The organism is Geoglobus sp. (assembly GCF_054018175.1).
Genome location: NZ_JBPLZQ010000086.1, coordinates 1 through 21,936 on the forward strand (window position 1 = coordinate 1; position 21,936 = coordinate 21,936).

The 21,936-nt window shown below is 54.3% G+C and carries 24 protein-coding genes and 1 pseudogene; 6 read left to right on the plus strand and 19 right to left on the minus strand.

Annotation, left to right across the window (positions count from 1 at the left end):
- Window positions 1-820 (plus strand): MEMO1 family protein (locus ACXJJC_RS06680; protein ID WP_456370389.1); only part of this gene is annotated, 820 nt, incomplete at its 5' end.
- 37 nt (window positions 821-857) lie between these two features.
- A complete protein-coding gene (locus tag ACXJJC_RS06685; protein ID WP_456370390.1) occupies window positions 858-2,357 on the plus strand; it encodes a Na+/H+ antiporter in 1,500 nt (499 codons plus the stop codon).
- Here the strand turns inward: ACXJJC_RS06685 and ACXJJC_RS06690 are convergent.
- The 10 genes from ACXJJC_RS06690 to ACXJJC_RS06735 all read right to left on the minus strand — a co-directional run bounded on the left by ACXJJC_RS06690 (window position 2,354) and on the right by ACXJJC_RS06735 (window position 10,923).
- Window positions 2,354-3,277 (minus strand): phosphoribulokinase, encoded by a 924-nt coding sequence (locus ACXJJC_RS06690; RefSeq protein WP_456370391.1) that lies wholly within the window; start codon window positions 3,275-3,277, stop codon window positions 2,354-2,356. The genes ACXJJC_RS06685 and ACXJJC_RS06690 overlap by 4 nt on opposite strands.
- A 36-nt stretch (window positions 3,278-3,313) precedes the next feature.
- Window positions 3,314-3,898, minus strand: a complete 585-nt coding sequence (locus tag ACXJJC_RS06695; RefSeq protein ID WP_456370392.1) for a translin — start codon at window positions 3,896-3,898, stop codon at window positions 3,314-3,316.
- Window positions 3,888-4,757, minus strand: coding sequence for a 4-demethylwyosine synthase TYW1 (twy1, locus tag ACXJJC_RS06700; RefSeq protein WP_456370393.1), 870 nt, complete (start codon window positions 4,755-4,757; stop codon window positions 3,888-3,890). The genes ACXJJC_RS06695 and twy1 overlap by 11 nt, the downstream gene beginning before the upstream one ends.
- A 123-nt stretch (window positions 4,758-4,880) precedes the next feature.
- Window positions 4,881-5,633 (minus strand): tryptophan synthase subunit alpha, encoded by a 753-nt coding sequence (gene trpA, locus ACXJJC_RS06705; RefSeq protein ID WP_456370395.1) that lies wholly within the window; start codon window positions 5,631-5,633, stop codon window positions 4,881-4,883.
- On the minus strand, window positions 5,626-6,792 hold the full coding sequence (gene trpB / locus ACXJJC_RS06710; RefSeq protein WP_456370397.1) for a tryptophan synthase subunit beta: 1,167 nt from the start codon (window positions 6,790-6,792) through the stop codon (window positions 5,626-5,628). Before trpB ends, trpA begins: the two co-directional genes overlap by 8 nt.
- On the minus strand, window positions 6,789-7,430 hold the full coding sequence (locus ACXJJC_RS06715) for a phosphoribosylanthranilate isomerase (RefSeq protein WP_456370399.1): 642 nt from the start codon (window positions 7,428-7,430) through the stop codon (window positions 6,789-6,791). Before ACXJJC_RS06715 ends, trpB begins: the two co-directional genes overlap by 4 nt.
- A complete protein-coding gene (locus ACXJJC_RS06720; RefSeq protein WP_456370401.1) occupies window positions 7,427-7,987 on the minus strand; it encodes an aminodeoxychorismate/anthranilate synthase component II in 561 nt (186 codons plus the stop codon). Before ACXJJC_RS06720 ends, ACXJJC_RS06715 begins: the two co-directional genes overlap by 4 nt.
- Window positions 7,984-9,279, minus strand: a complete 1,296-nt coding sequence (locus ACXJJC_RS06725) for an anthranilate synthase component I (RefSeq protein WP_456370403.1) — start codon at window positions 9,277-9,279, stop codon at window positions 7,984-7,986. Before ACXJJC_RS06725 ends, ACXJJC_RS06720 begins: the two co-directional genes overlap by 4 nt.
- Entirely contained in the window at window positions 9,252-10,232 is a 981-nt protein-coding gene (gene trpD / locus ACXJJC_RS06730) for an anthranilate phosphoribosyltransferase (protein WP_456370406.1), read from the minus strand. Before trpD ends, ACXJJC_RS06725 begins: the two co-directional genes overlap by 28 nt.
- Window positions 10,225-10,923 carry an indole-3-glycerol phosphate synthase TrpC gene (locus ACXJJC_RS06735; RefSeq protein ID WP_456370407.1) on the minus strand — a complete coding sequence of 233 codons (699 nt, stop codon included), beginning with the start codon at window positions 10,921-10,923 and terminating at the stop codon, window positions 10,225-10,227. The genes trpD and ACXJJC_RS06735 overlap by 8 nt, the downstream gene beginning before the upstream one ends.
- Before the next feature lie 98 nt (window positions 10,924-11,021).
- Between ACXJJC_RS06735 and ACXJJC_RS06740 the strand changes: the two genes are divergently transcribed.
- Window positions 11,022-11,606 (plus strand): [protein ADP-ribosylglutamate] hydrolase, encoded by a 585-nt coding sequence (locus ACXJJC_RS06740; protein ID WP_456370409.1) that lies wholly within the window; start codon window positions 11,022-11,024, stop codon window positions 11,604-11,606.
- On the opposite strand, the gene larB is transcribed toward ACXJJC_RS06740, so the two are convergent.
- The 8 genes from larB to hisG all read right to left on the minus strand — a co-directional run bounded on the left by larB (window position 11,601) and on the right by hisG (window position 20,906).
- On the minus strand, window positions 11,601-12,329 hold the full coding sequence (larB, locus tag ACXJJC_RS06745; RefSeq protein WP_456370411.1) for a nickel pincer cofactor biosynthesis protein LarB: 729 nt from the start codon (window positions 12,327-12,329) through the stop codon (window positions 11,601-11,603). The two genes, ACXJJC_RS06740 and larB, sit on opposite strands and share 6 nt — an antisense overlap.
- Window positions 12,316-15,555, minus strand: coding sequence for a carbamoyl-phosphate synthase large subunit (gene carB, locus ACXJJC_RS06750; protein ID WP_456370413.1), 3,240 nt, complete (start codon window positions 15,553-15,555; stop codon window positions 12,316-12,318). Before carB ends, larB begins: the two co-directional genes overlap by 14 nt.
- A 9-nt stretch (window positions 15,556-15,564) precedes the next feature.
- Entirely contained in the window at window positions 15,565-16,647 is a 1,083-nt protein-coding gene (carA, locus tag ACXJJC_RS06755; protein WP_456370414.1) for a glutamine-hydrolyzing carbamoyl-phosphate synthase small subunit, read from the minus strand.
- Window positions 16,640-17,662, minus strand: coding sequence for a phosphoribosylaminoimidazolesuccinocarboxamide synthase (gene purC, locus ACXJJC_RS06760; protein ID WP_456370415.1), 1,023 nt, complete (start codon window positions 17,660-17,662; stop codon window positions 16,640-16,642). The genes carA and purC overlap by 8 nt, the downstream gene beginning before the upstream one ends.
- A gap of 26 nt (window positions 17,663-17,688) precedes the next feature.
- Window positions 17,689-18,159, minus strand: coding sequence for a 5-(carboxyamino)imidazole ribonucleotide mutase (locus ACXJJC_RS06765; protein ID WP_456370416.1), 471 nt, complete (start codon window positions 18,157-18,159; stop codon window positions 17,689-17,691).
- Complete coding sequence (locus tag ACXJJC_RS06770) at window positions 18,156-18,437, minus strand: winged helix-turn-helix domain-containing protein (protein WP_456370418.1); 282 nt, start codon at window positions 18,435-18,437, stop codon at window positions 18,156-18,158. Before ACXJJC_RS06770 ends, ACXJJC_RS06765 begins: the two co-directional genes overlap by 4 nt.
- Window positions 18,437-19,993 (minus strand): acetyl-CoA carboxylase biotin carboxylase subunit, encoded by a 1,557-nt coding sequence (locus tag ACXJJC_RS06775; protein WP_456370419.1) that lies wholly within the window; start codon window positions 19,991-19,993, stop codon window positions 18,437-18,439. Before ACXJJC_RS06775 ends, ACXJJC_RS06770 begins: the two co-directional genes overlap by 1 nt.
- A 70-nt stretch (window positions 19,994-20,063) precedes the next feature.
- On the minus strand, window positions 20,064-20,906 hold the full coding sequence (gene hisG / locus ACXJJC_RS06780) for an ATP phosphoribosyltransferase (protein ID WP_456370421.1): 843 nt from the start codon (window positions 20,904-20,906) through the stop codon (window positions 20,064-20,066).
- Window positions 20,907-20,990: 84 nt separating this feature from the next.
- On the opposite strand from hisG, the gene ACXJJC_RS06785 reads away from it, so the two are divergent.
- Window positions 20,991-21,389: a hypothetical protein gene (locus tag ACXJJC_RS06785; protein WP_456370423.1), complete on the plus strand. Its 399-nt coding sequence runs from the start codon at window positions 20,991-20,993 to the stop codon at window positions 21,387-21,389.
- Here the strand turns inward: ACXJJC_RS06785 and ACXJJC_RS06790 are convergent.
- Entirely contained in the window at window positions 21,386-21,511 is a 126-nt protein-coding gene (locus ACXJJC_RS06790) for a hypothetical protein (RefSeq protein ID WP_456370425.1), read from the minus strand. The genes ACXJJC_RS06785 and ACXJJC_RS06790 overlap by 4 nt on opposite strands.
- Window positions 21,512-21,630: 119 nt before the next feature.
- On the opposite strand from ACXJJC_RS06790, the gene ACXJJC_RS09445 reads away from it, so the two are divergent.
- Both ACXJJC_RS09445 and ACXJJC_RS06795 read left to right on the plus strand, forming a co-directional pair.
- On the plus strand, window positions 21,631-21,726 hold the full coding sequence (locus tag ACXJJC_RS09445; RefSeq protein WP_503421142.1) for a hypothetical protein: 96 nt from the start codon (window positions 21,631-21,633) through the stop codon (window positions 21,724-21,726).
- Between the two features lie 4 nt (window positions 21,727-21,730).
- Window positions 21,731-21,936, plus strand: a pseudogene (locus tag ACXJJC_RS06795) (sodium:solute symporter family protein); the annotation flags it as partial.

The window sequence follows — 21,936 nt, forward strand, 5'->3', positions numbered from 1 at the left end:
TTTATTTAGAATCCTGTCATATTTAACAACTATGAGGTATCCGAAGTTCGCAGGATCATTCTATCCGTCAAATCCCGAATCGCTCCTCGCAATGCTCGGGGAGTTCACTGAGAGGGGGATGAAGGACGAAGACGTGGTGGCGATAGTCTCCCCCCACGCAGGCTACATGTACTCCGGCAGGACCGCCGGCAGGGTTCACTCTCTGCTGCCGGATGTGGAGACCTATGTAATCGTCGGACCCAACCACACGGGATTCGGGATGCCGGTTGCAGTCTCAAGGGACGAGTGGATGACACCCCTTGGCGTCGTCGAGCCCGACGAGGAGTTCATCGAGGCGATGCCGAGAATAGCGGTCGTTCCTGATGAGATGGCCTTCGCCGAGGAGCACAGCCTTGAGGTGCAGATACCCTTCCTGCAGTACCTGCACAGAGACTTCAGGATCGTACCCATCTGCATGGGCCTGCAGGACGAGGAGAGTGCGAGGGAGGTGGCTGAGGAGATTGTGAAGGCGTACGAGGAGACCGGCAGGAGCTTTGCGATTGTCGCATCAAGCGACATGCACCACTACCTGCCAGACGAGGAGTGCAGGAGGAGGGACGAGGTGGTGATTCAGGCCATAGAGAGCATGGACGTCGGAAAGTTTTACAGAACGGTGTACGACATGCAGGCCAGCGTGTGCGGGTACGGGCCGATTGCCGTTGCGATGCTCGTGGCCAGGCACTTCGGAGCGAGTGCGAGTCTCGTGCACTACTCCACGAGCGGTGATGTTGCGGACAAGAGCTACGTTGTCGGGTATGCAGGGATAACCTTCAGAAAGTAACCACTGTATTTATCTACAAGACCTCTTTTTTGATTCCATGGAACTGCTTGCCGAACTCCTCTCGCTACTCCTCATAGCAATCCTGATAGCCACTGCGGTAAAATACGTCCGCTTTTCCTACACCATCGCCCTGGTGCTCGTCGGTCTTGCCGTCGGGCTATCCGGCATTTTTCCACCAATTCAGCTGACGAAGGAGCTTGTCTTCACGCTCATCCTCCCACCCCTCCTGTTTGAAGGAGCTCTCGCGATGGATCTCGGGGAGCTGAGGAGGAACCTCAGGCCGATCCTGAGCCTGGCCACGGCAGGGCTCGTGGTAAGCATACTCGTCGCGGGGTACATAGCAAGCCTTTCTGGAATTCCACTCCTGCTCGCTCTGATTTTTGCCGCAATGGTCTCGCCCACGGACCCTGTTTCCGTGCTTGCAACATTCAAGAAGCTCGGAGCTCCGAAAAGGCTCACGACGATAATGGAGGGAGAGAGCATAATAAACGACGGCACGGCCGTGGTGATATACTCAATACTCCTCGGGATGCTGGCCGGAAGCACCTCTCTATCGAGGGGTGTGGTGGAGTTCTTCTTCGTGTGCATTGGTGGAGTGGTGGTGGGATTCATTTTCGGGTACGCAGCGTACAGAGTCCTCGCCCACATTGATGACGCACTCATAGAGGTTACGCTCACGGTAATTCTGGCCTTCGGAACGTTCCTCCTCGCCGAAAACCTCGGGGTCTCTGGAGTCATCGCTGTCGTCACAGCAGGTCTGATAGTCGGCAACTACGGGGCCGAGTTTTCAATGTCGCCCACGACGAGGATAACGCTTGTGAACTTCTGGAGTGCCGTTGTCTTCATCGTGAACTCCTTGGTGTTCATCCTGATAGGTCTCGATACACCTGTTTACAGGCTCTCAGAGCATGCAGGCTTAATTGCAGTCGCAATTCTCGCGGTGCTGGCTGGCAGAGCTGTGGTGGTGTATCCATTGCTCTCCGCCATGAGGATGCGGCTGTCCTGGCAGAACGTCGTGTTCTGGGGTGGGCTCCACGGAACCATACCGGTCGCTCTCGCGCTGAGCTACGAAGGGCCCATGAGGGACGAGATAGTCTCAATGGTCTTCGGAGTGGTCATATTCTCGCTTGTGGTTCAGGGCCTCAGCCTCGATGTCTACGCGAGGAGGATCTTCGGGAAGGACGAGGACAAGGCAGAGTACGAGGAGCTGAGGGCGAGGCTGTACGCCATCAGAAGGGCGATAGACGAGCTCGGCAGAATGGCGTCGAAGGGTGAGGTGGACCACGAAGTCGCAAGCCACGTTATTGAAGAGCTGAAAAAAGCCGAGCAGACACTCAGGACCAGAGTTTCCGAGGTTCTGAGCAGGGACGACATAAGGCAGGAGGAGTACCGGAAGGTGTGGAGGGAGGTCCTCGTGGTAGAGAGGAGCGCGGTCAGCGAGCTGGTCAGGAAGGGAATAGTCAGCGAGAGTGCCGGAGAAAGGATCATCAGGGAGATTGATGAGGGGCTTGTTGGCCTCGATGAAGGGAGAAGCTAATCGCCCCTGGACTTCATGACCTCAACCAGGTTCCAGCATATCATCAGCTTCGCAACCTCTGTGGAGCTTGCATACTCTCCAACGTCCCACTTGAGCTTTTCTCCCGTCTCGTCCCTCAGAACGTCGAGGAGCGATTCGAAAATTTCCACGCTCAGAAAGCCATCCACGTCTATGAAGCTCGCCCTTCTTCCGTGGTAGTAGTCCGAGAAGAAAGATATGGCGAAATCCCTTTCTCCGGCCTTGATCATCCTCGAGAGGTCCAGCTTCAGGCCGACATGCTTCATGTTCACCGAAAGGTTGGTGAAGACGAGCCTCACCCGGTACATCTCCTCCTGGGAGGACAGGTAGGCTATCCTTTCCGAGCTCTTCAGCATGCTGGGGTAGATCTTCACGATTGTGTCGGCATAGATTTTCTGGAAGTCCACGAATCTCTTGTAGTCCGGCTCCCTCAGGATTATCTCCCTGATGACGTCCTCTCTCCTGTAGCCTCTCTCCTCAACATCCCTTTTCAGCTTCCACATCCTCTTGATCTCTCTGGCAGGGTCAACGAATATCCTGTAATCGTAAATCTCGTTGAGCCCTTCGTAGAGGGTGTGCAGCCCCTCGGCGATCACGATTTCCCCTGGCTTAAAGGTCTCGCAGCACCTCCTCTCGCCGAGAGAGTGGTCATAAACCGGCTTCTCAATCGCTTTTCCATCCCTGAGCTTCAGCAGGTGCTCCCTGAACAGCTCCAGGTCAGTCATTTCAGGATTCAGGGGTGTTATTCCCCTCTCAAGCCTCTCCCTCCTGGACAGGGTGTGGTAGTCGTCCATGCTGAACGCTACAACTCTTCCGGGAAACATCCTTCTGATGCCCTCGGCAAAAGTCGTTTTGCCCGAACCGCTGTCTCCGGCAATGCCTATCAGGAAAACCCTCCCCATCGGGAGGATTTTACACTGAAAAAAGAAAAGCTTTTCTCACCCTACCGCTTTCGAGACCTTCGCGGTCAGGTAGTCCGACTTGGTCCTCTCTATCGCGTTTCTCGCCATGTCCAGCTTAGGTCTGAGGTTGCCTGTCAGCTTGTCGTGGAAGTCGAACTCTATCAGGGTGAAGTATGTCTCCTCCATCAGCTCGATTATCCTCTCGACCTTATCGAACTCCTCTCCCCTCACCATGAGCGTCAGCGCGTACCTTCTCATCTCTCCAACGCAGTCCGCGAGGCCCGGAAGAACCGACTGCGGGACATCCACAGGCAGGTCTTCCGGAAGCTCGAGCCTTTCGACCACGTGCCTGAATGCATATGCCTCGACGAACTCCTGAATCGCATCATGTGCGAGGTAGAAAAGCTCAGGGTATCGGTCTCTGTAACCCAGAACCTCGTCGAGCAGCGCCCTTGCCCTCTCCAGAAACTCCCCGGACTTCTCGAACCTGCCGGCGTGGATGTTCGCAATGGCTTTGGAGCTGTTCAGCCTGAGCTCCCTCGACTTCAGTATGAGCTCCTCCCTCACCCTCTCCTTCTCCTCCAACTCCTCTCTAAGCCTCTGCAGGTACTCACCTCTCAAGGAGCACCACCCTGCTCACCTCGCTCTCGTCCTTAACCTCATACCCCACGAGCTTTGAGAGCTCCTCGGAGAACGCCCTTATCTCCTCATGCGATGGCATCGCACTCCTTTCAAGCCTGAGCCTTGAATGCCCGAGATGCATGTACGCCTTGGCCTCAATGAAGTCTGGCTGAACTCTGTTCACGATGTCCACGAACTTTTCCGGCTCCATGTTTATCCCCCTCATCAGCGTCAGCCTGATCACTGTTCTGCTGTCCTTTTCAGCCATAATCCTCATCGTCCTCTCCACCTTGTCCCACCGGTCCCTGCCCTGCAGAGATCTGTGGGAGTCCGCACTCCATGCTGTAACGCTCAGGTACAGCTGGTAGGGCTCAACTCTCTCCACGGCCTGCGGATTCGTGCCGTTTGTGACAAGAAATGTCGTGAAGCCGTTTTTCCCGTAAACGTCAACCAGCTCGTCTATTCTCGGATAGAGGGTGGGCTCACCAATGAGGCTTATCGCCACCTGGTTTGGCCTGTAAGCCTCCTCAAGCTTCCTCCTGTTCACACCCTCAGTGCCGTGAAAACCGCTGAGAAGGCGGTGCTGAGCCTTAATCGACTCCCGGAATATGAACTCCGGATCGTCCCAATCATTGAATGGAGGCATCAGGTCAAGGGGCCTCCAGCAGTGGACGCACGACAGGTTGCAGATCAAAGCGGGAGACATCTGCAAACAGCGGTGGCTGGCGATTCCATAAAACTTCTGCTTGTAGCAATAACCCTCATCCTTGAGAGATTTCTTCAGCCACAGGCACGTCTTCACAGCCGAGTGCCTTCCGACTATCTGGTATCCCTTCAGCTCTGACAGGCTCCTGACCATTCATGGATGGTGGGCACGATAGGTTAAAATAGTTTTACCCGTCAGATTTCGGGGCTGAGAACTTTCAATTTGTGAGTTTGATGGTCCTTATTCTGCTTCTGAAAAGTGGAGGCAAAGAGTAGATCAATTATCAAGCCCTCTGGCAAGCTCCCTGACCCTTTCCTCAATGTATCCCTCTGCATTTTCTCCATACCTCTCAATAAGCTCCACTATCGCGCTGCCAACAATCACTCCATCAGCTCCCGCCTGAATCAGCGCTCTCACATGCTCCTTTTTGGAAACTCCAAACCCCACACCGACGGGATTCATGCAGATGGATTTTGCCCTGCTGAGGAGGTCGAACGCCCTATCGCCGATTCTTTCTCTCTTTCCCGTGGTACCGTAATCAGAGGTGAGGTAAACGAATCCCGTGCTCGCGTTATCAATAATCCTCAGCCTCTCATCTTTTGTGTTGGGAGATGCCATGAAAATCGTTCTGATTCCGTGCTTTGTGCAGAGCTCCACGTATTCCCTGCTGCTGTCTGCTGGCAGGTCAACCGCAATTATGCCATCAACTCCAGCCTCAGCTGAAAGTTTGATGAACTTCTCAACCCCCATTCTGAATACGGGGTTGTAGTACGTCATCAGCACAACCTTCTTTTCAGAGTGGTCTCTGAACCCCCTGACGATCTCGAAGACGTCTCTTACTCTGAAACCTTTCTTCAAAGCTCTGATGCTGGCTTTCTGAATCACACTGCCATCGGCAACCGGGTCGCTGAAGGGAATCCCGAGCTCGATCACGTCGGAGTACCTCTCAAGAACGAGCATGAAGTCCAGGGTTTTTTTCGGGCTGGGATCGCCTGCGGTGATGAATGTAACGAGTGATTTTTCAAGCATTTTCCAGCACCTCCATAACTATGCCCATGTCCTTGTCCCCCCTGCCGGAGAGGTTCACCACGATTGCATCGTCCCTGTCAAGCTGCTCCGCGAGTTTCATCCCATATGCCAGGGCGTGGGCAGATTCGAGTGCTGGAATTATCCCTTCAGTCCTTGACAGCTCCATGAAGGCCGATAATGCTTCTTCATCTGATGCCGTCACGTACTCCGCCCTTCCTGTTTCCATGAGCCACGCATGCTCTGGCCCTACTCCCGGATAATCAAGCCCGGCAGAAATGCTGTGGGTGTCGAGAATCTGACCATCCTCATCCTGAAGGAAGTAGGAGAGCATTCCATGCAGCACACCCTTCTCTCCTGCACTGAGGCTTGCGGCATGCTCCCCGCTCTCGATGCTCTTTCCTCCAGCCTCGACTCCTATCAGCCTCACCTCTCTGTCTTCGATGAACTCGTGAAACGCACCGATGGCGTTGCTCCCTCCACCGACGCACGCAATTATCGCCTTCGGCAGGCAGCCCTCGGTTTCGAGGATCTGGGCTTTGATCTCTTTCCCGATAACGGACTGAAAGTCCCTGACGATTGTGGGATAGGGGTGAGGGCCGACCACCGAGCCAATGAGGTAGTGGGAATGTTCAAAGCTCCTGCTCCAGTCCCTCAGGGCCTCGTTTATCGCATCCTTGAGGGTTCTGCTTCCGCTTTTAACAGGAATGACGTTCGCTCCAAGCAGCTTCATCCTGAAAACGTTCTGCCTCTGTCTCTCAACGTCCTCAGCTCCCATGTACACGTCCACCTTCAGCCCGAGCTTCGCTCCGGCCATCGCAGTGGCAACACCATGCTGTCCCGCTCCCGTCTCAGCTATGAGCCTGCTCTTCCCCATGTGTTTCGCGAGAAGAGCCTGGCCGAGAGTGTTGTTTATCTTGTGCGCTCCGCTGTGTAGCAGATCCTCCCTCTTCAGGTATATCCTCGCCCCACCAATTTTTTCGCTCAGATTCCTGGCATAGTAAAGCGGGGTGGGCCTTCCTGCGTAGCTCCTCAGCAGGTAATCAAGCTCTCTCCTGAACTCCTCACTTTCCTTAAGCTCCTCGTACTTTTCCTCCAGCTCCTCGAGCGGAGGTATGAGCATCTCGGGGACAAACCTTCCCCCAAACTCGCCAAATCTCATCTGATCACCCTTTCTGAGATTCCCGCCTTGACGTTTTTCACAAATCTCCTGACAAGGGATTCGTCCTTCCTGCCGTTTCTCTCAACCCCACCCGAAACGTCAACACCAATAGGCTTCACGAATTCAACCGCCGATCTGACGTTCCCGGGATTGAGGCCGCCAGCAAGGATCACCCTTTCCACCTCTGCCACCTCTCTGCTCACTCTGAGATCGTGGAGCTCACCGGTGCCCCTCCCCGTGTCGAGGAGCGCGAAGTCGGGTTTGTACTGCTCAATTCTCCTGACTGTATTCTCGGCATCCCTTCTGAAGTCCCTGGAACGCTTTGGTATCCTGAACGCTTTAATAAGCCTGAATCCGTGGTCTTTCAGCATTAGAAAATCACTCACAGGAAAAATCCCGGAATGGATCTGCAGGCATTCTGCGTTTATTTTCCCTGCGGTTCTGCAGGCATCATCGAAGCTGCTGCATGTGAGAACAGCAAAGACGGGGATTGATGCCACCTCGATTATTTCTCTTGCCACCTCATAATCTATAAATCTTTTAGAGCTGCTGTCCATAACGACTCCTGCAAAATCTGCGTACCTCTCAACGAACTCGAGCTCCTCGATGCTCCTTATGCCGCATACCTTCACGATCATCTGCACACCTCCACGAAATTCTCTATTATCCTGAGACCCTCCTTTTTCGGGGTGAGCACGCTCTCCGGGTGGAACTGAACACCCTCCAGCAGTCCATCCCTGCTCCTGATGCCCATGACCACTCCATCTGAGGTCGCAGTAACCCTGAATCCGTCCGGAACCCCTGTTACCGCGAGAGAGTGGTACCTCCCTGCCTTCAGCGGGTTCGAGACTCCGCGGAAGATTCCCTTTCCATCGTGCCTCACCACACTTGCCTTTCCGTGGGCAGGGCTCACCCTCTCCACTCTGCCTCCAAACACGTGGGCGATAAGCTGGTGTCCGAGACAGACTCCGAGAACTGGCACATCTGACCTGAGAATGATTTCCGGGCTGTTGCCGACATCCTTCCTGCTTCTGGGATGCCCGGGACCGGGAGAGATGATTATGCCATCCGGATTGAGCCTTCTCACCTCTCCTGCATCTACGGTATTCTCCACGACCTTCACCCTGTCGAACAGCGAAACGTATTCGACAAGGTTCCACACGAACGAATCGCGGTTGTCAACGACGAGAATCATCTTTCCACCTTCAGGGCCCTTAAAACCGCCTCCATCTTTCTCTCAGTTTCGAAGTACTCCCTTTCCGGATCAGAGTCCGCCACTATTCCAGCTCCAGCCCTGACCCTGACCTTTTTTCCGAATTCCGCCATCCTGATGGCTATCGCAAAGTCGGCCTCTCTGGAAAAGTAGCCCACCGCTCCACCGTAAACTCCCCTCTTCGAGCGCTCTATCTCGTCTATGATCTCGATCGCCCTGATCTTCGGCGCCCCTGTGAGCGTCCCGGCTGGAAAGCATGCGGAGATCGCGTCGAAAACGTCGCACTCATCTCTCAACCTGCCCCTGACCTCACTTTCGATGTGCATCACGTGGCTGTACTTCAGCACCTCCATGAACCTGACAACCTCGACACTGCCGGCTTTGCAAACCTTTCTGACGTCGTTTCTTGCCAGGTCAACAAGCATTACATGCTCGGCCCTCTCCTTCTCGTCTTTTAGGAGCTTCCTGGCAATTTCAGCGTCTTCATCCTGATTCCTGCCCCGTCTCGCAGTGCCCGCTATGGGATTGACCTTCAGGTACCCATCTTCAACGCTCGCAAGGGTCTCGGGGGATGAGCCCGCAAGCGCGACGTCGAACTCGAGGCAGAACATGTACGGGCTGGGGTTCAGCCTTCTCATGTTCAGGTAGGCCTGAAATGGGGACATGTCTGTGTCCACTGAGTATTCCCTTGAGATAACGACCTGAAAAACGTCTCCTGCAAAAACGTGATCCTTTGCCCTCAGAACGTCCTCGACGAACTCCTCCATCCCCGAATCCTGTCCCGCAATTTCGGAAGTGCAGTCCTCGAATTCGAGGTCAGCTCGCCTTGCCCTCCTTACCACGCTCTCAGCCCACTCAATCTGCTCTTCGCTGTCAGCGAAGAAGTAAAGCCCGTTCTCCAGGTGGTCGAATGCGAAAAACGAGCTGTAATGCCCGAAGACGGAGCTCCTTTCCACCTCCTTGCCGATGTGCTGAAGGACGCTGTCGTACGGGATGTAGCCAACGAACCCACCGGAAAAGCGCTTTCCGGAAAAGTTCAGGCTGAAACTCTTGAGAGCCCTGAAAGGATTTTTCTCCTTTGAAACGAGCTTTCCGTCTACCCTCGTCCCCCTCTCGCCAATTTCAACCACAAAATCTGGATTTGCGGAGACGTAGGTGTATCTGGCTCTCCTGCTGTGCCTGTCGGCAGACTCCAGTATGAACGGGTAGCTTTCCTCTCTCAGGACGCTGTAGAGCTTGACCGGCTCTACCGGTTCGAGCCGCCTGACGCGCATGCTATTTCCTCCAGCTTTTTCATGGCACTGCCATCGAGAGCGCTCTCTGCCACCTCTCTCGCCTCGATGAAGTCGTCAAAACCGCAGATGTAGAGTGCGAGAGATGCGTTCAGCAGGATGAACCTCCTGTCCTCCTCCAGACCTTTTCCCGAAAAAACCGCTCTGACTCTCTCCACGCTCTCCTCAGCTGATAGGCATGGAATGAGCCTGCACCTCTTCATGCCGAAGTACTCGGGAGTTACAGTGTAGCTCTCCAGCCTGTCACCGTCAACCTCCCACACGAGAGTTCTTCCGGATGGACTGACCTCGTCAATCGGATAGCCGTGCACGACCGCTGCCCGATCAACGCCGAGGATGTTCAGGGCCACGGCGATCTTTTCCGCCAGCACCTCCTCACTCACGCCGAGCAGGATCCTCTCTGGCCTTGCGGGATTTGCGAGGGGGCCCAGAATGTTGAAAACAGTCCTTATTCCCAGGTTTTTCCGGACGGGCATCACCCTCGACAGGGACGGATGGTAGAGCGGTGCGAAGAGGAACGTGAAGTTTGTTTTCTCGAGCAGTTGCCTCGCTTCACCCGGGTCGAGCATTATTTTAACTCCAGCTTTTTCGAGAAAGTCTGCTGAACCGCTCTTCGAGGTTACAGACCTGTTACCGTGCTTGGCCACCCTTGTAAACAGCGATAATATGATTGCTGCGGCACTGCTCACGTTTACCGTGGCCATTCCGTCACCGCCTGTTCCAACTACGTCCGTAACCTCGCCCAGGTTCAGAGAGACGGCACGGTCAATCATCGCCCTTGCGAACCCCGCAATCTCCTCTGCCTCATAACCCCTCACCTCGAGGGCTGAAAGAAAACCCGCAACTCTGTAAGGATTTTCGTCAAAAAGTTGCGAGAACACTTCATATGCTTCATCGAACGTCATCCTCCTGGGTGAGATTACGTGCTCAAGCATCCCCATCACCCCTCACGAACTGTCTGACCTTCCCTTCCATGTTTTCAGCCACCATGAAGGCCGTGCCAACAAGAACAGCATCCGCATGTTTCAGAGCGCGGCTCAAGTGGTCGAGGGTGAATATTCCGCTCTCGCTGACCTTTAAAGCTGGCGATTTCAACAGGGGTGCGAGCCTCTCGGTAACCTCCACGCTCCCGTCGTCGAGTTCGAGCTTCGAAATGTCCCTGTTGTTTATTCCAACGAGCTTTGCGCTAACCTCGTTTACAAGTTCCACGTCTTCTGGAGAGTGAACTTCGACGAGAGCCTCGATTCCGTGATCGCTGCATGCATCAACGAGCTCCGCGGTTCTCTCGCCGAGAAGCCCTGCTATCAGCAGCAGTGCGGAACCTTCAGCTTCAGCCGTCCTTTCCACTTCATCGACGCTCGTTACGAAGTCCTTCCTGAGAACTGGAAGGTCCGTGTTCCTGCAGATCTCCCTGAACGTCCTGAAGTCGCCTCTGAAGTGATCCCTTTCAGTTATGTAGGATATTCCCGCAACGTCGCACCTCTCGTACGTTCTCAGGATGTCCGGGATTTTCCTGCCTCCCAGCAGGTCTCCGTGCTTGGGGGAGTGGACCTTGATCTCGGCTATCACCGCGTTTAGCCCCTCCTGTTTTCTAAGCTTAATCATTTTTGACAGGTATTTTCTCATTAGTTGGGAACAAACCTGAACAGTTTATAACTTTTTCCAGAATAACGGAAACGTAAGGTGCTGGAAATGATTTATAGGGTAACTGCAGTAATCAGAACATGGAGCCCGAAGTCGTCCTGAACTTTGGCGGTATTGCTGTAAAGCTCGTCCAGGGAGACATCACCGCATACCCTGCCGAGGCGATTGTCAATGCGGCAAACAAGTACCTTGAGCACGGAGGTGGGGTGGCTTACGCAATCGCGAAGGCATGTGCGGGAAATGCTGCTGAATACACGAAGCTCAGCAAAAAGGCGATGAGGGAGCAGGTTGGCAGGGATTACATAGAGCACGGTGAGGTCGTCGTTACTCCAGCTATGAGGCTCGAGGAGAGGGGGATAAAGTACGTCATCCACACCGTCGGACCAATCTGCAGGGGAAAGTGGGGCGAGAGCTACGAAGAAAAGCTCAGGTTCGCGTTCATTGGGCCGATGAAAAAGGCAGACGAGCTAGGATTGAAGAGCGTTGCGTTTCCCGCTGTGAGCGCGGGAATCTACGGATGTCCGCTCGAGATGGTGGTTGAAACGTTCTTGAAAGCCGTCGAAGAGTTTTCAGGTAGTGCCAGAAATCTGAGAGAGGTCGCGCTGGTCGTGTACGACAGCGAGTCCCTCCAGAAGGCGAGAGGCGTGTTCGAGAAGCGTTTATGATTTTTTCTCCCTGACCCTCTTCGAGATGAGGTGCGAGAAGACAGCTGCACCGAACCCGTTGTCTATGTTCATCACCGCAACTCCGGAGGAGCAGCTCTGGAGCATCGAAAAGAGTGCGGTGAACCCCCTAAGGCTTGTGCCGTAGCCCACGGACGTGGGAACTGCGATGACAGGCAGGTCTATGAGTCCCGCTATTACGGATGGAAGAGCCCCCTCCATGCCAGCCACCACGATCACAGAGTCCACGTCCTCCTTCGTCAGCACCTCCAGCGGCTCGATGAGCCTGTGTATGCCTGCAACGCCAACGTCGTAAAACTTCAGCACCTCCATTCCAAGGAACTCTGCAGTCTCTCTTGCCTCCTCAGCAACGGGAACGTCTGACGTGCCAGCTGCGAAAATTGCCACCTTTCCTGCGTTTTCACCGAGCTTCATGTGCCTCGCGGTCCTCGCTCTCCTGTTTACGTTGAGGCCGAGCTCAGAAAGGGCCGAGGCCTGCTCATCGGTTATCCTAGTGAAGAGGATCGGTCTTTTTTCAGAAACGCACTTCCTTGCTATTTCGACCACTTCTTCGAGGCTCTTGAACTCGGCAAGCACAGCCTCAGGCTTCCCAGCCCTCAGGTGCCTCGTGTGGTCGAGGTTCACGCTGTCGGCTAACTTTTCGAGAAAAATTCTGGACACGGTCCTTCCGTCCAGCTTTCTCAGCAGCTCCTCAACTTCCCTCATCCAGATCCCTGTGGTACTCCTGGATGCTCTTTATTGTCATCTTCGCCCTCCTCATGGCCTCTATACCCTTCACAGCAGCTATCGCTCCGCTGATCGTCGTGATGTAGGGCACTCCGTAGTCCACTGCAGCTCTCCTGATCATGTAGCCCTCGGTTTTACCCCTCTTCCCGCTCGGAGTGTTGATTATGAAATCTATCTCCCTGTTGATTATCTTGTCAATGACGTTGGGCCTCCCCTGACTGACCTTCAGAACGATCTCGGCATCAATTCCGTTGCTTTTGAGGAACTCCGCGGTCCCGTCTGTGGCAAGGAGCCTGAACCCCATCTCGCTGAGCTTCTTTGCAACTGGCAGCACCTTCTCCCTATCCTCCTTCCTGACGCTTATGAACACCGTGCCCTCCAGAGGCAGCCTCATTCCCGCGGCAAGCTGCGCCTTGTAGTAGGCGATGCCGAAGTCGTAGTCAATGCCCATGACCTCGCCGGTGCTCTTCATCTCCGGTCCAAGCACGGGGTCCACTCCGGGCAGCTTCACGAACGGGAAGACCACTTCCTTCACGGCTACGTGCTTCGGGAATATCCTCTCCCTCACGCCGAGCTCCCTCAGCTTCCTTCCGAGCATTAGCTTTGCTGCAATCTTTGCCAGAGGTATGCCCGTGACCTTGCTGACGAATGGAACGGTCCTGCTCGCCCTCGGATTCGCCTCCAGTATGTAGACCGTGTCTCCCTTAACCGCGTACTGAATGTTTATCAGCCCCACAACTTTCAGCTCGAGGGCGAGCCTCTTCGTGTAGTCCACAATCCTCTCGATGATCTCCTGCGGGATCGTCTGAGGTGGCAGAACGCATGCCGAATCGCCGCTGTGAACCCCAGCCTCCTCTATGTGCTCCATGATCCCTCCAATGACGACCTCCTCACCGTCGCAGAGCGCGTCCACTTCAACCTCAACAGCATCCTCTAAAAAGCGGTCTATCAGTATCGGCTTCTCCGGGCTTACCTCTATCGCTTCCTCTATGTACCTCTCCAGCATTTCTTCGTCGTAGATTATCTCCATCGCCCTTCCACCGAGGACGTAGCTTGGCCTTACGAGCACGGGGTAGCCGATCCTCCCCGCAATCTCCTTCGCCTCCTCGATGCTGAATGCTATGCCGTTCTCCGGTTGAGGAATGCCGAGCCTCCTGCATATCTCTGCAAATTTCTCCCTGTCCTCTGCAAGGTCTATGGAATCCACAGACGTGCCGAGAATTTTCGCTCCGCTCTCTTCAAGCTGCCTTGCGATGTTCAATGGAGTCTGTCCGCCGAACTGAACGAAAACCCCCTCTGGCTGCTCGTTTTCGTATATGTCCATGACATCCTCGTGGGTTATTGGCTCGAAGTAGAGCCTGTCTGAGGTGTCGTAGTCGGTTGATACGGTCTCGGGGTTGTTGTTCACCATTATCGTCTCGTAACCCTCCTCCTTCGCGCTCAGAACCGCATGGACGCAGCAGTAGTCGAATTCAATACCCTGACCGATCCTGTTTGGTCCGCTGCCGAGGATCATCACCTTCTTCCTGTCAGTTCTCACGGCATCGTTCTCGAGCTCGTAGCTCGAGTAGTAGTAAGGGGTTTTCGCCTCAAACTCAGCAGCGCAGGTGTCAACCATCTTGAACGTCGAGATTAGCCTAACTCTCTTCCTCGCCCTCCTCACGTCCCTCTCGCTCACTCCGAATATCGTGGCGATCTGGTGGTCGCTGAAGCCGTACTGCTTGGCTCTCCTCAGAACTTCAGCTGGCAGCTCATCGATTGTGCACGTCTTCGCGTACCTCCTTAACTCATTCTCGATGGCGACGATGTTGGCTATCTTCTCTATGAACCACGGGTCGATCTTCGTGAGCTCCGCGACCTCTCTGACAGAGAAGCCGTTCTCAAGGGCGTACTTTATGTAGAAGACCCTCTGGTGGTTGGGGGTTATGAGCTTCTGGACTATTTCCTCCCTGCTCGGATTCTTGTCCTTTCCATCTGCTCCGAGCCCAAACCGCCCGATTTCGAGGCTCCTTATGGCCTTCTGCAGCGCCTCCTCGAAGGTCCTGCCTATTGCCATCACCTCTCCGACGCCCTTCATCTGAGTGCCGAGCGTCTTGTCTGCCGTCGGGAACTTGTCGAACGCGAACCTCGGAATCTTGACGACAACGTAGTCTATCGTGGGCTCGAAGCTTGCAGGGGTTTCCTTCGTAATGTCGTTTGGAATCTCGTCGAGCGTGTAGCCCACAGCGAGCTTTGCAGCAATCTTTGCTATGGGGAATCCCGTTGCCTTAGAAGCGAGAGCAGAGCTTCTGCTCACCCTCGGATTCATCTCTATCGCGAGAACCCTTCCATTTTCCGGATGAACCGCGAACTGTATGTTGCTCCCACCGGTCTCAACTCCAATCTCCCTGATTATCTTTATCGCGTAATCTCTCAGCTGCTGGTATTCCTGGTCTGTGAGGGTCTGGGCTGGGGCGACGGTGATGCTGTCCCCGGTATGCACACCCATGGGGTCGAAGTTCTCGATCGAGCAGATGATGACGACGTTGTCTGCTTTATCTCTCATCACCTCAAGCTCGAACTCCTTCCAGCCGATCACGCTCTCCTCGATGAGCACCTGATTTATCAGGGACATCTCAATGCCCTTCTTGGCTATCTCCATCAGCTCTTCCCTGTTGTAGGCTATCCCGCCTCCGGTCCCTCCGAGGGTGAACGCTGGTCTTACAACAACCGGGTAGCCGAGCTCGTCCGCGATGTCCAGAGCTTCCCTCACGCTGTTGGCTATCTCGCTCCTCGGCACCTCAATTCCCACGTTCTCCATGGCCTTCCTGAAAAGGTCTCTGTCCTCTGCCTTCTTTATCGCATCTATGTTGGCACCGATCAGCTTCACTCCGTACCTGTCAAGAACTCCCATTTCGTACAGCTCAACCGCCACATTCAGCCCGGTCTGTCCTCCGAGGGTTGGGAGCAACGCGTCGGGCCTCTCCCTCTCGATGATCCTCGCGACCACGTCTGCAGTAATGGGCTCGATGTACGTCTTGTCTGCCATCTCGGGGTCGGTCATTATGGTCGCGGGGTTTGAGTTCACCAGAACGACCTCGTAGCCTTCTTCCCTCAGAGCCTTGCAGGCCTGACTTCCCGAGTAGTCGAACTCCGCGGCCTGACCTATGACTATCGGGCCGCTTCCTATGACCATGATCTTTCTGATATCCTCCCTCTTAGGCATCGCACCACCCTAATACTCGTCAAGCATCCTCACAAACTCATCGAAGAAGAAGTACGTGTCGTGAGGGCCAGGACCAGCCTCTGGATGGTACTGCACGCTGATAAGCGGTATTTCCCTGTGTCTTATCCCCTCCACGGTTCTGTCGTTTAGGTTGATCTGCGTGACCTCCATCTCTTTAGGAAGTGTTTTCTCATCCACAGCGAATCCGTGGTTCTGGCTTGAGATGAAAACCCTGCCTGTCTCGAAGTCCTTTACCGGCTGGTTCGCTCCGTGGTGACCGAACTTGAGCTTGAACGTCTTGGCGTTGAAGGCTCTCGCAACCAGCTGGTGGCCGAGACATATGCCGGCCATTGGCAGTTTTCCGGCCAGCTTCCTAATAGTCTCGACGCTCTCCTGAACTCTTGCGGGGTCTCCCGGTCCATTCGAGATAAAAACCCCGTCGTAATCCTCCTCGAGAATTTTTTCGGCCGGGTATGTGTAGGGCACGAGCGTTACGCTAACCCCCCTCAGCAGGAGCTGCCTGACAATGCTCATCTTTATCCCGTGATCTATGAGGACTACCTCAAACCTCTCCTTCTCAGCCCCTATCCTCTTTGGCTCCCTCACACACACCCTGTCAACGAGGTCGAGCTCGGTTATGGAGGGCTGGTTTTTCGCCCTCTCAACGAGCTTTTCCCTGTCAACGTCGTCCCCAACAGCTATGATTGCCTTCATCGCCCCGTAAATTCTCGTTTTCTTCGTTATCATCCTCGTGTCCACTCCCTCTATTCCCGGCACGTCGTACTCTTTCAGCAGCTCGTCAACGCTCATCTCGCTCCTCCAGTTGCTCGGATGCCTGCACAGCTCCTTTACAACGAACCCCTCCACCTTGACCCCATCGCTCTCGAAGTCCTCCCTGCAAACCCCGTAGTTTCCTATGAGAGGGTACGTCATCATCAGTATCTGCCCCCTGTAGCTCGGGTCTGTCAGGGCCTCAACGTATCCGGTCATGGCCGTGTTGAAGACAAGCTCTCCCTCCGAATCCCTCTCAGCGCCAAAAGCAACGCCCTCAACCACGGTTCCATCCTCAAGGGCGAGGTAAGCTCTAACCATCGTACACCTCCACAAACTCGGAAATTTTCCTCATAACCTCCTTCAGGGGTGGTGCGTCGAAGTACTTCCTTCCGGTTATCTCGTTGCATGCCGACATGTACATCTCCTCGATGGCCCTCTTCAGCTCTTCCGGAAGCTTAGGTGGTTTTCCAACTGCACTCCTCCACCCCTCATCCCCCTTGCTATTCTCGACCCTCCTGTACCACTCGGTGCTCCTGTAGTACCTCCTCAGCACCTCCTTGCTCATCTCGATGCCATCGAAGCTGAACCTGCACTCGTCCGGTGTTCCGAGAGCGTCTACGAGCATGAACCTTCTGTTCTCGTCAAACGCCACCTCAATCTTTCCGTCCTCGTTCTCTATTCCCGCCTTCCCGACCTCTCTCGTTATTATCTCGTCAACCCTCAGGGTCAGTCTCACGAGCTCGTCGAACTCCTCCTCGCTCAGGCCGGAAATCCTCCTCGCCTCCTCCCTGCTCAGGTACCTGTCAACGTCCTCGAGCTTGGTCGAGAAGTCAACAATTGCCTTCTTCAGCCTCTGTCCAGGTTCGGGCATCTCTTCAAGCCCTAAATCCTCTAAGGAGATCTCTCCCCTTTCCAGCCTCCTGAAGACACTGCTTCCCTCTGGCAGTGAGTTCCTGTAGATTATTTCGAGCGGAATCAGGAAGTTTCCGGTTAGCTTCCCGAATATCGAGTAATCGTATTTTCCATCCCTCACCTCTGGTCTGTGGACGTGGACGAGCTTCACCTCCATCACGTTTGAGGGCTCGTTCAGCTCGTCCAGCTTTTTCGCCTCTCCATCCTCCACAACCCCGATGTAGTGCGTGATAATCCCGTCTCTCTCGAGTACCTCGAAGAAGTATGCCGCGGTTATGCAGAGGGCCTTCCCCTTGTTTTCCAGCAGGTCAGGCATCTCACCGTAGTCGAAGACAGAATAGCGGTCGGAGAAGTGAAATCTCCCAATACCGGGCTTCTCGGACGGCAATTTCAGAATTTCGAGATCCTTAACGCTTCCCATCTGGGATCACCGCTTGGTGGATTAGATTATAAACTTTTTGCCTTCTCATCGGCTCTGTAAATCTCATCCTTCTTTACCCTCTGGTACTCAATCACCTTCCTCCTGACGTCCTCGCTCTTCACGGCGAAGATCTTCGCCACTGCCAAAGCAGCGTTTTCCGCGTAAAGGACGAGCATTGGAGCAACGCCGGAGGGCATGTTAATGCTGGAAAGCACATCCATGCCGGCGAACTTCTCGCTCACAGGTGGTGAGGCGATTACCGGCTTCGTGGTGTTCGCGTCGACAAAACCGCTCAGAGCGTTGCTCCTTCCGGCTATCGTGACAAAGACGACATCTTCGCTCTCGTACTCCCTCAAAATCTCGAGAGCCTTTTCGGGAGTCTTGTGGGCAGAAGCTATCCTGAGGACGCTATCTATTCCGAAAAACTCAAGCTTTTCGGCCACCTTCCTGCCGTAATCCAGATCGCTCTTCGAACCCATCAAAATAACGGCCTTCATTTCCCTACCTCCATTTCCTCAACAACCCTGTCGTAGGCATCAAGCAAATCCTTCAGCGACCTTAACCTCACAAAATAATATTTTTCAGGGTGTTTCTGCTCGAAATCGAGTATTCCGAGGTCGTACATGAGTTTGAGGTGTCTGGATGCGGAATATTCCGAGATTCCAACCCTCTCCGCGACCTCGTGAACGCTGAGCCTGCCAGCGCTGATTATCTCCCTCAGGATTCTCCTCCTGACTCTCGCCCTGAGAGCCCTCGCAAGCTTCTCATCCGGCATCAGAACCACCCCAGGTTCTTTAGCCTGCTGTAAACCTTCCAGGACTGACTTGTCTTCGCCTCTATCAGCCCTTCGACATTCTCGCTCTCGATGTATGCCATGACAGCCGAAACCGCAACCGGCACGATGTTCTCCTCGAACTCGCACTCGTAGTGGTCCCTCGTGAATATCTCGTCCAGTCTGGTTTTCAGGTGTCTGATGTTCTTGAGGGACTGCAGTACTCTCTCAGGAATGTTCCTCTCGTCCACGAACTTCGTGTGGGTGTTGCCTTTCACAAATTCCTCGTCCTCGAGCACGACCATGTGGAACGGGATGTTGGTCTCAACTCCCTCTATTATGTACTCGTACAGCGCCCTCCTCATCCTGGCAATCGCCTCAATCCTCGTCCTCCCCCAGACGACAAGCTTGGATATCATGGAGTCGTAGTACGGCGGAATCTCGTAGCCCATGTGAACCCCGCTGTCCACCCTCACCCCCGGCCCACCGGGAGAGCGGTACCTGTCAATTCTGCCGCTCCTCGGCAGGAAGCTCACCGGATCCTCGGCGTTTATCCTCGCCTCGATCGCGTGGCCCTTTATGACCACATCCTCCTGGTCAAAGCTTATCCCGTCACCGTACGCTATCCTTATCTGCTCCTTCACTATGTCCACGCCGGTCACCATCTCCGTCACGGTGTGCTCAACCTGAAGCCTCGTGTTCATCTCGAGGAAGTACAGCTCTCCGTCCTGGTACAGGAACTCCATGGTTCCGGCATTTCGGTATCCGATGTGCCTCGCACCCTTGACTGCAATCTTCCCGAACCTCTCCCTCATTTCCTCGTCGAAAGCCGGGGAAGGAGCCTCTTCTATAAGCTTCTGGTGCCGCCTCTGGATGCTGCACTCCCTTTCTCCGAGGTGGATGACCCTGCTGTCGTCGGCGAGAATCTGAAACTCTATGTGCCTCGGTCTGGGCAGGTACTTCTCGACGTAGACCGAAGAGTCTCTGAAGTACTTCTCTCCGAGCTTTCTGCTCTTTTCAAACGCCTTTCTGACCTCTTCAGCACTGCTGGCGATGGTTATGCCTATGCCACCTCCACCTCCGCTGGCCTTTATCGCCACGGGGTAGCCTATCTTCTCCGCGAACTCGACAGCTTCATCTTCGCTCCTCAGCTCCTCGCTTCCCGGAACCACAGGTACCCCTGCCTCCTTCATCAGTCTCCTGGCGTTGATCTTGGACCCCATTGCTGAGATGACGTCTGGTGAGGGTCCTATGAAGGTTATCCCCTCCTCCTCACACCTTCTTGCGAACTCCGGATTTTCCGCGAGGAATCCGTATCCGGGGTGTACGGCCTCGGCCCCGCACTTCTTCGCGACCTCGAGAATCACGTCTATGTTCAGGTAGCTCTTTGCGGGCTCGGGATCGCCTATGCAGTAACACTCATCAGCGTAAACGCGGTGAAAAGCTCGCTTGTCTGCGAGGGAGTAGACGGCAACCGTTTTTATCCCCAGCTCCTTGCAGGCACGCATAACTCTTACCGCAATCTCGCCACGGTTGGCAACCAGAATCTTGCGGAACATTGCACCCCTGCACAACTCCGCAACTTAAATAGATTTTCCTAATTGCAATTTCCGAAAATGGAAAGGCTGGCTAAAATATCAGCCTCTGAACCGGAATCACCAGTATGTCTCTCGCTCCGGCCTTCTTCAGCCTTTCAACTACTTCAAAGAGGTGACTCTCGTGGATCACGACATGCACGGCGAGCATGCCGTTTGATTCCACCTTCATGACAGTCGGACCCTTGAGACCCGGGGCCACCTTCTTGACGTCATCGAGCCTTTCTTCAGGGACATTCATCATCAGGTAAACCATCCCCCTGGCGTTCAGGACGCTCTCAACAGCAGTTTTGAGAGCCTGGACGTTGAAGTCGTCAATTGCACTTCTGTTGGCTATAAGCACGGCCTGCGTTTCCATGATCTCCGCGACCACCTCGAGACCGTTAAGTTTCAGGGTTGTGCCGGTGGACATTAGATCGACTATCGCGTCGGCTATGCCTATGGACGGGGCGATTTCACAGGCTCCGGTAACCTCGACGATCTCCACGTCAATTCCGAGGCGGGAGAAGAAGTTCAGCGTGATGTTTCTGAACTCTGTGGCAACGGCCCTACCCTCGAGGTCCTCGATCTTCTTTATGCCCGAATTTGAAGGGGCGGCTATCACGATCCTAGCCTTTCCGAAGTCGAGTTTCAGGAGAACGTCAACGTCAACTCCTGCCTCCTGTACCATGTCCATCCCGGTTATGCCCACCTGTGCCGCGTTCTTGTAAACGTACTCCGGAATGTCTCTTGCCCTCGCAAACAGAACTGCGATGTCCTCCCTGTTGGTTGAGGCAATGAGTCTCCTCCCCTCGCTCTCGACTTTGATTCCGGCAGACCTCAGCAGCTCGATCGAAGGTTCCGCGAGCCGGCCCTTGTTCGGCAGGGCAATGATCATCACCCATGCTTTGAGATGCAGTTTTAAAACTTTTTCAGCGCGCGTATCGAAACAGATTTTTAGCCTTCAGCGGACAGGAGTGTTATGAAGGTCAGCGATGCACCGAGAACGGCAACATCCATCATAGTCAGGAGTGCTGCGAGTGCAAGAATAACCCAGTCAAAAAACCCGTTTCTGGAGCTGATGCGGAGACTCTTCAGGAAGGAGGAAGTGGCGATAAAGGCGATGAGGTTCATAACGCTTGTTGAGGAGAGGCAGAAGGCGGGCAGGCCGCTGAGGGTTGATGAGTGGGAGGAAACGATGAGGATGCTCGAAATGAACCGCTCGTCCTTTTACTCCATGAGGAACAAGCTGCTGGGGGCGGGAATGATATCCATAAGAGGAGGAGAATACAGGCTTTCCGGAATGTTCAGCAGAGACCTTGTGGACATGGCGAGGTGGTGGTGGACTGCCGTGCTCGGAAATGACCCAGACTCTCTCTAAACCTTCGTGGCGTAATCCACCACCTCAAATCCACAGTTGCCGCACTTCTTTGATACTCTCGTCATGTCATTTTCGCCCTTTTCAATCGTGAGGTCGTGACCACAGAGCGGACATTTGTTCATGATTAATTTTTTCAAATTCTCATTTAAAAATTTTTCCGAGTGTTCTGATGGGCTTTACATGTACGTCTGACACAAAGTTTATATTGTGTCTCAATGTAACACAGTAGCAAGGTGGTGTGATGCTGGGTATGGGTGACGTGTGGACCGCGGCAGGATACGTGCTCACGGTTGCTGTGGTTGTCGGTGGCATCCTGTATGGGCTGATCAAGAGGTGATGGTATGGATCTGCTGTTTGTTGCGGTGATAGTTGTTGCGTACCTGCTCGTTACCGGATACTTCGGATACTACGGATTCAGGACGACGAAGAACTCTGAGGACTACCTGGTGGCTGGGAGAAGGATACACCCGGTTGTGATGGCTCTGTCATACGGTGCGGCGTTCATTTCGACGTCGGCGATAGTTGGCTTTGGAGGTGTGGCGAGCAT

Excerpts from the sequence above, each read along its gene's own strand:
- ACXJJC_RS06685 (WP_456370390.1), top strand. The coding sequence starts at position 858 with ATGGAACTGCTTGCCGAACTCCTCTCGCTACTCCTCATAGCAATCCTG.
- ACXJJC_RS06690 (WP_456370391.1), bottom strand. The coding sequence starts at position 3,277 with ATGGGGAGGGTTTTCCTGATAGGCATTGCCGGAGACAGCGGTTCGGGC.
- twy1 (WP_456370393.1), bottom strand. The coding sequence starts at position 4,757 with ATGGTCAGGAGCCTGTCAGAGCTGAAGGGATACCAGATAGTCGGAAGG.
- trpA (WP_456370395.1), bottom strand. The coding sequence starts at position 5,633 with ATGCTTGAAAAATCACTCGTTACATTCATCACCGCAGGCGATCCCAGC.
- trpB (WP_456370397.1), bottom strand. The coding sequence starts at position 6,792 with ATGAGATTTGGCGAGTTTGGGGGAAGGTTTGTCCCCGAGATGCTCATA.
- ACXJJC_RS06715 (WP_456370399.1), bottom strand. The coding sequence starts at position 7,430 with ATGATCGTGAAGGTATGCGGCATAAGGAGCATCGAGGAGCTCGAGTTC.
- ACXJJC_RS06720 (WP_456370401.1), bottom strand. The coding sequence starts at position 7,987 with ATGATTCTCGTCGTTGACAACCGCGATTCGTTCGTGTGGAACCTTGTC.
- ACXJJC_RS06725 (WP_456370403.1), bottom strand. The coding sequence starts at position 9,279 with ATGCGCGTCAGGCGGCTCGAACCGGTAGAGCCGGTCAAGCTCTACAGC.
- trpD (WP_456370406.1), bottom strand. The coding sequence starts at position 10,232 with ATGCTTGAGCACGTAATCTCACCCAGGAGGATGACGTTCGATGAAGCA.
- ACXJJC_RS06735 (WP_456370407.1), bottom strand. The coding sequence starts at position 10,923 with ATGAGAAAATACCTGTCAAAAATGATTAAGCTTAGAAAACAGGAGGGG.
- ACXJJC_RS06740 (WP_456370409.1), top strand. The coding sequence starts at position 11,022 with ATGGAGCCCGAAGTCGTCCTGAACTTTGGCGGTATTGCTGTAAAGCTC.
- larB (WP_456370411.1), bottom strand. The coding sequence starts at position 12,329 with ATGAGGGAAGTTGAGGAGCTGCTGAGAAAGCTGGACGGAAGGACCGTG.
- carB (WP_456370413.1), bottom strand. The coding sequence starts at position 15,555 with ATGCCTAAGAGGGAGGATATCAGAAAGATCATGGTCATAGGAAGCGGC.
- carA (WP_456370414.1), bottom strand. The coding sequence starts at position 16,647 with ATGGTTAGAGCTTACCTCGCCCTTGAGGATGGAACCGTGGTTGAGGGC.
- purC (WP_456370415.1), bottom strand. The coding sequence starts at position 17,662 with ATGGGAAGCGTTAAGGATCTCGAAATTCTGAAATTGCCGTCCGAGAAG.
- ACXJJC_RS06765 (WP_456370416.1), bottom strand. The coding sequence starts at position 18,159 with ATGAAGGCCGTTATTTTGATGGGTTCGAAGAGCGATCTGGATTACGGC.
- ACXJJC_RS06770 (WP_456370418.1), bottom strand. The coding sequence starts at position 18,437 with ATGCCGGATGAGAAGCTTGCGAGGGCTCTCAGGGCGAGAGTCAGGAGG.
- ACXJJC_RS06775 (WP_456370419.1), bottom strand. The coding sequence starts at position 19,993 with ATGTTCCGCAAGATTCTGGTTGCCAACCGTGGCGAGATTGCGGTAAGA.
- hisG (WP_456370421.1), bottom strand. The coding sequence starts at position 20,906 with ATGATCATTGCCCTGCCGAACAAGGGCCGGCTCGCGGAACCTTCGATC.
- ACXJJC_RS06785 (WP_456370423.1), top strand. The coding sequence starts at position 20,991 with ATGAAGGTCAGCGATGCACCGAGAACGGCAACATCCATCATAGTCAGG.
- ACXJJC_RS06790 (WP_456370425.1), bottom strand. The coding sequence starts at position 21,511 with ATGAACAAATGTCCGCTCTGTGGTCACGACCTCACGATTGAAAAGGGC.
- ACXJJC_RS09445 (WP_503421142.1), top strand. The coding sequence starts at position 21,631 with ATGCTGGGTATGGGTGACGTGTGGACCGCGGCAGGATACGTGCTCACG.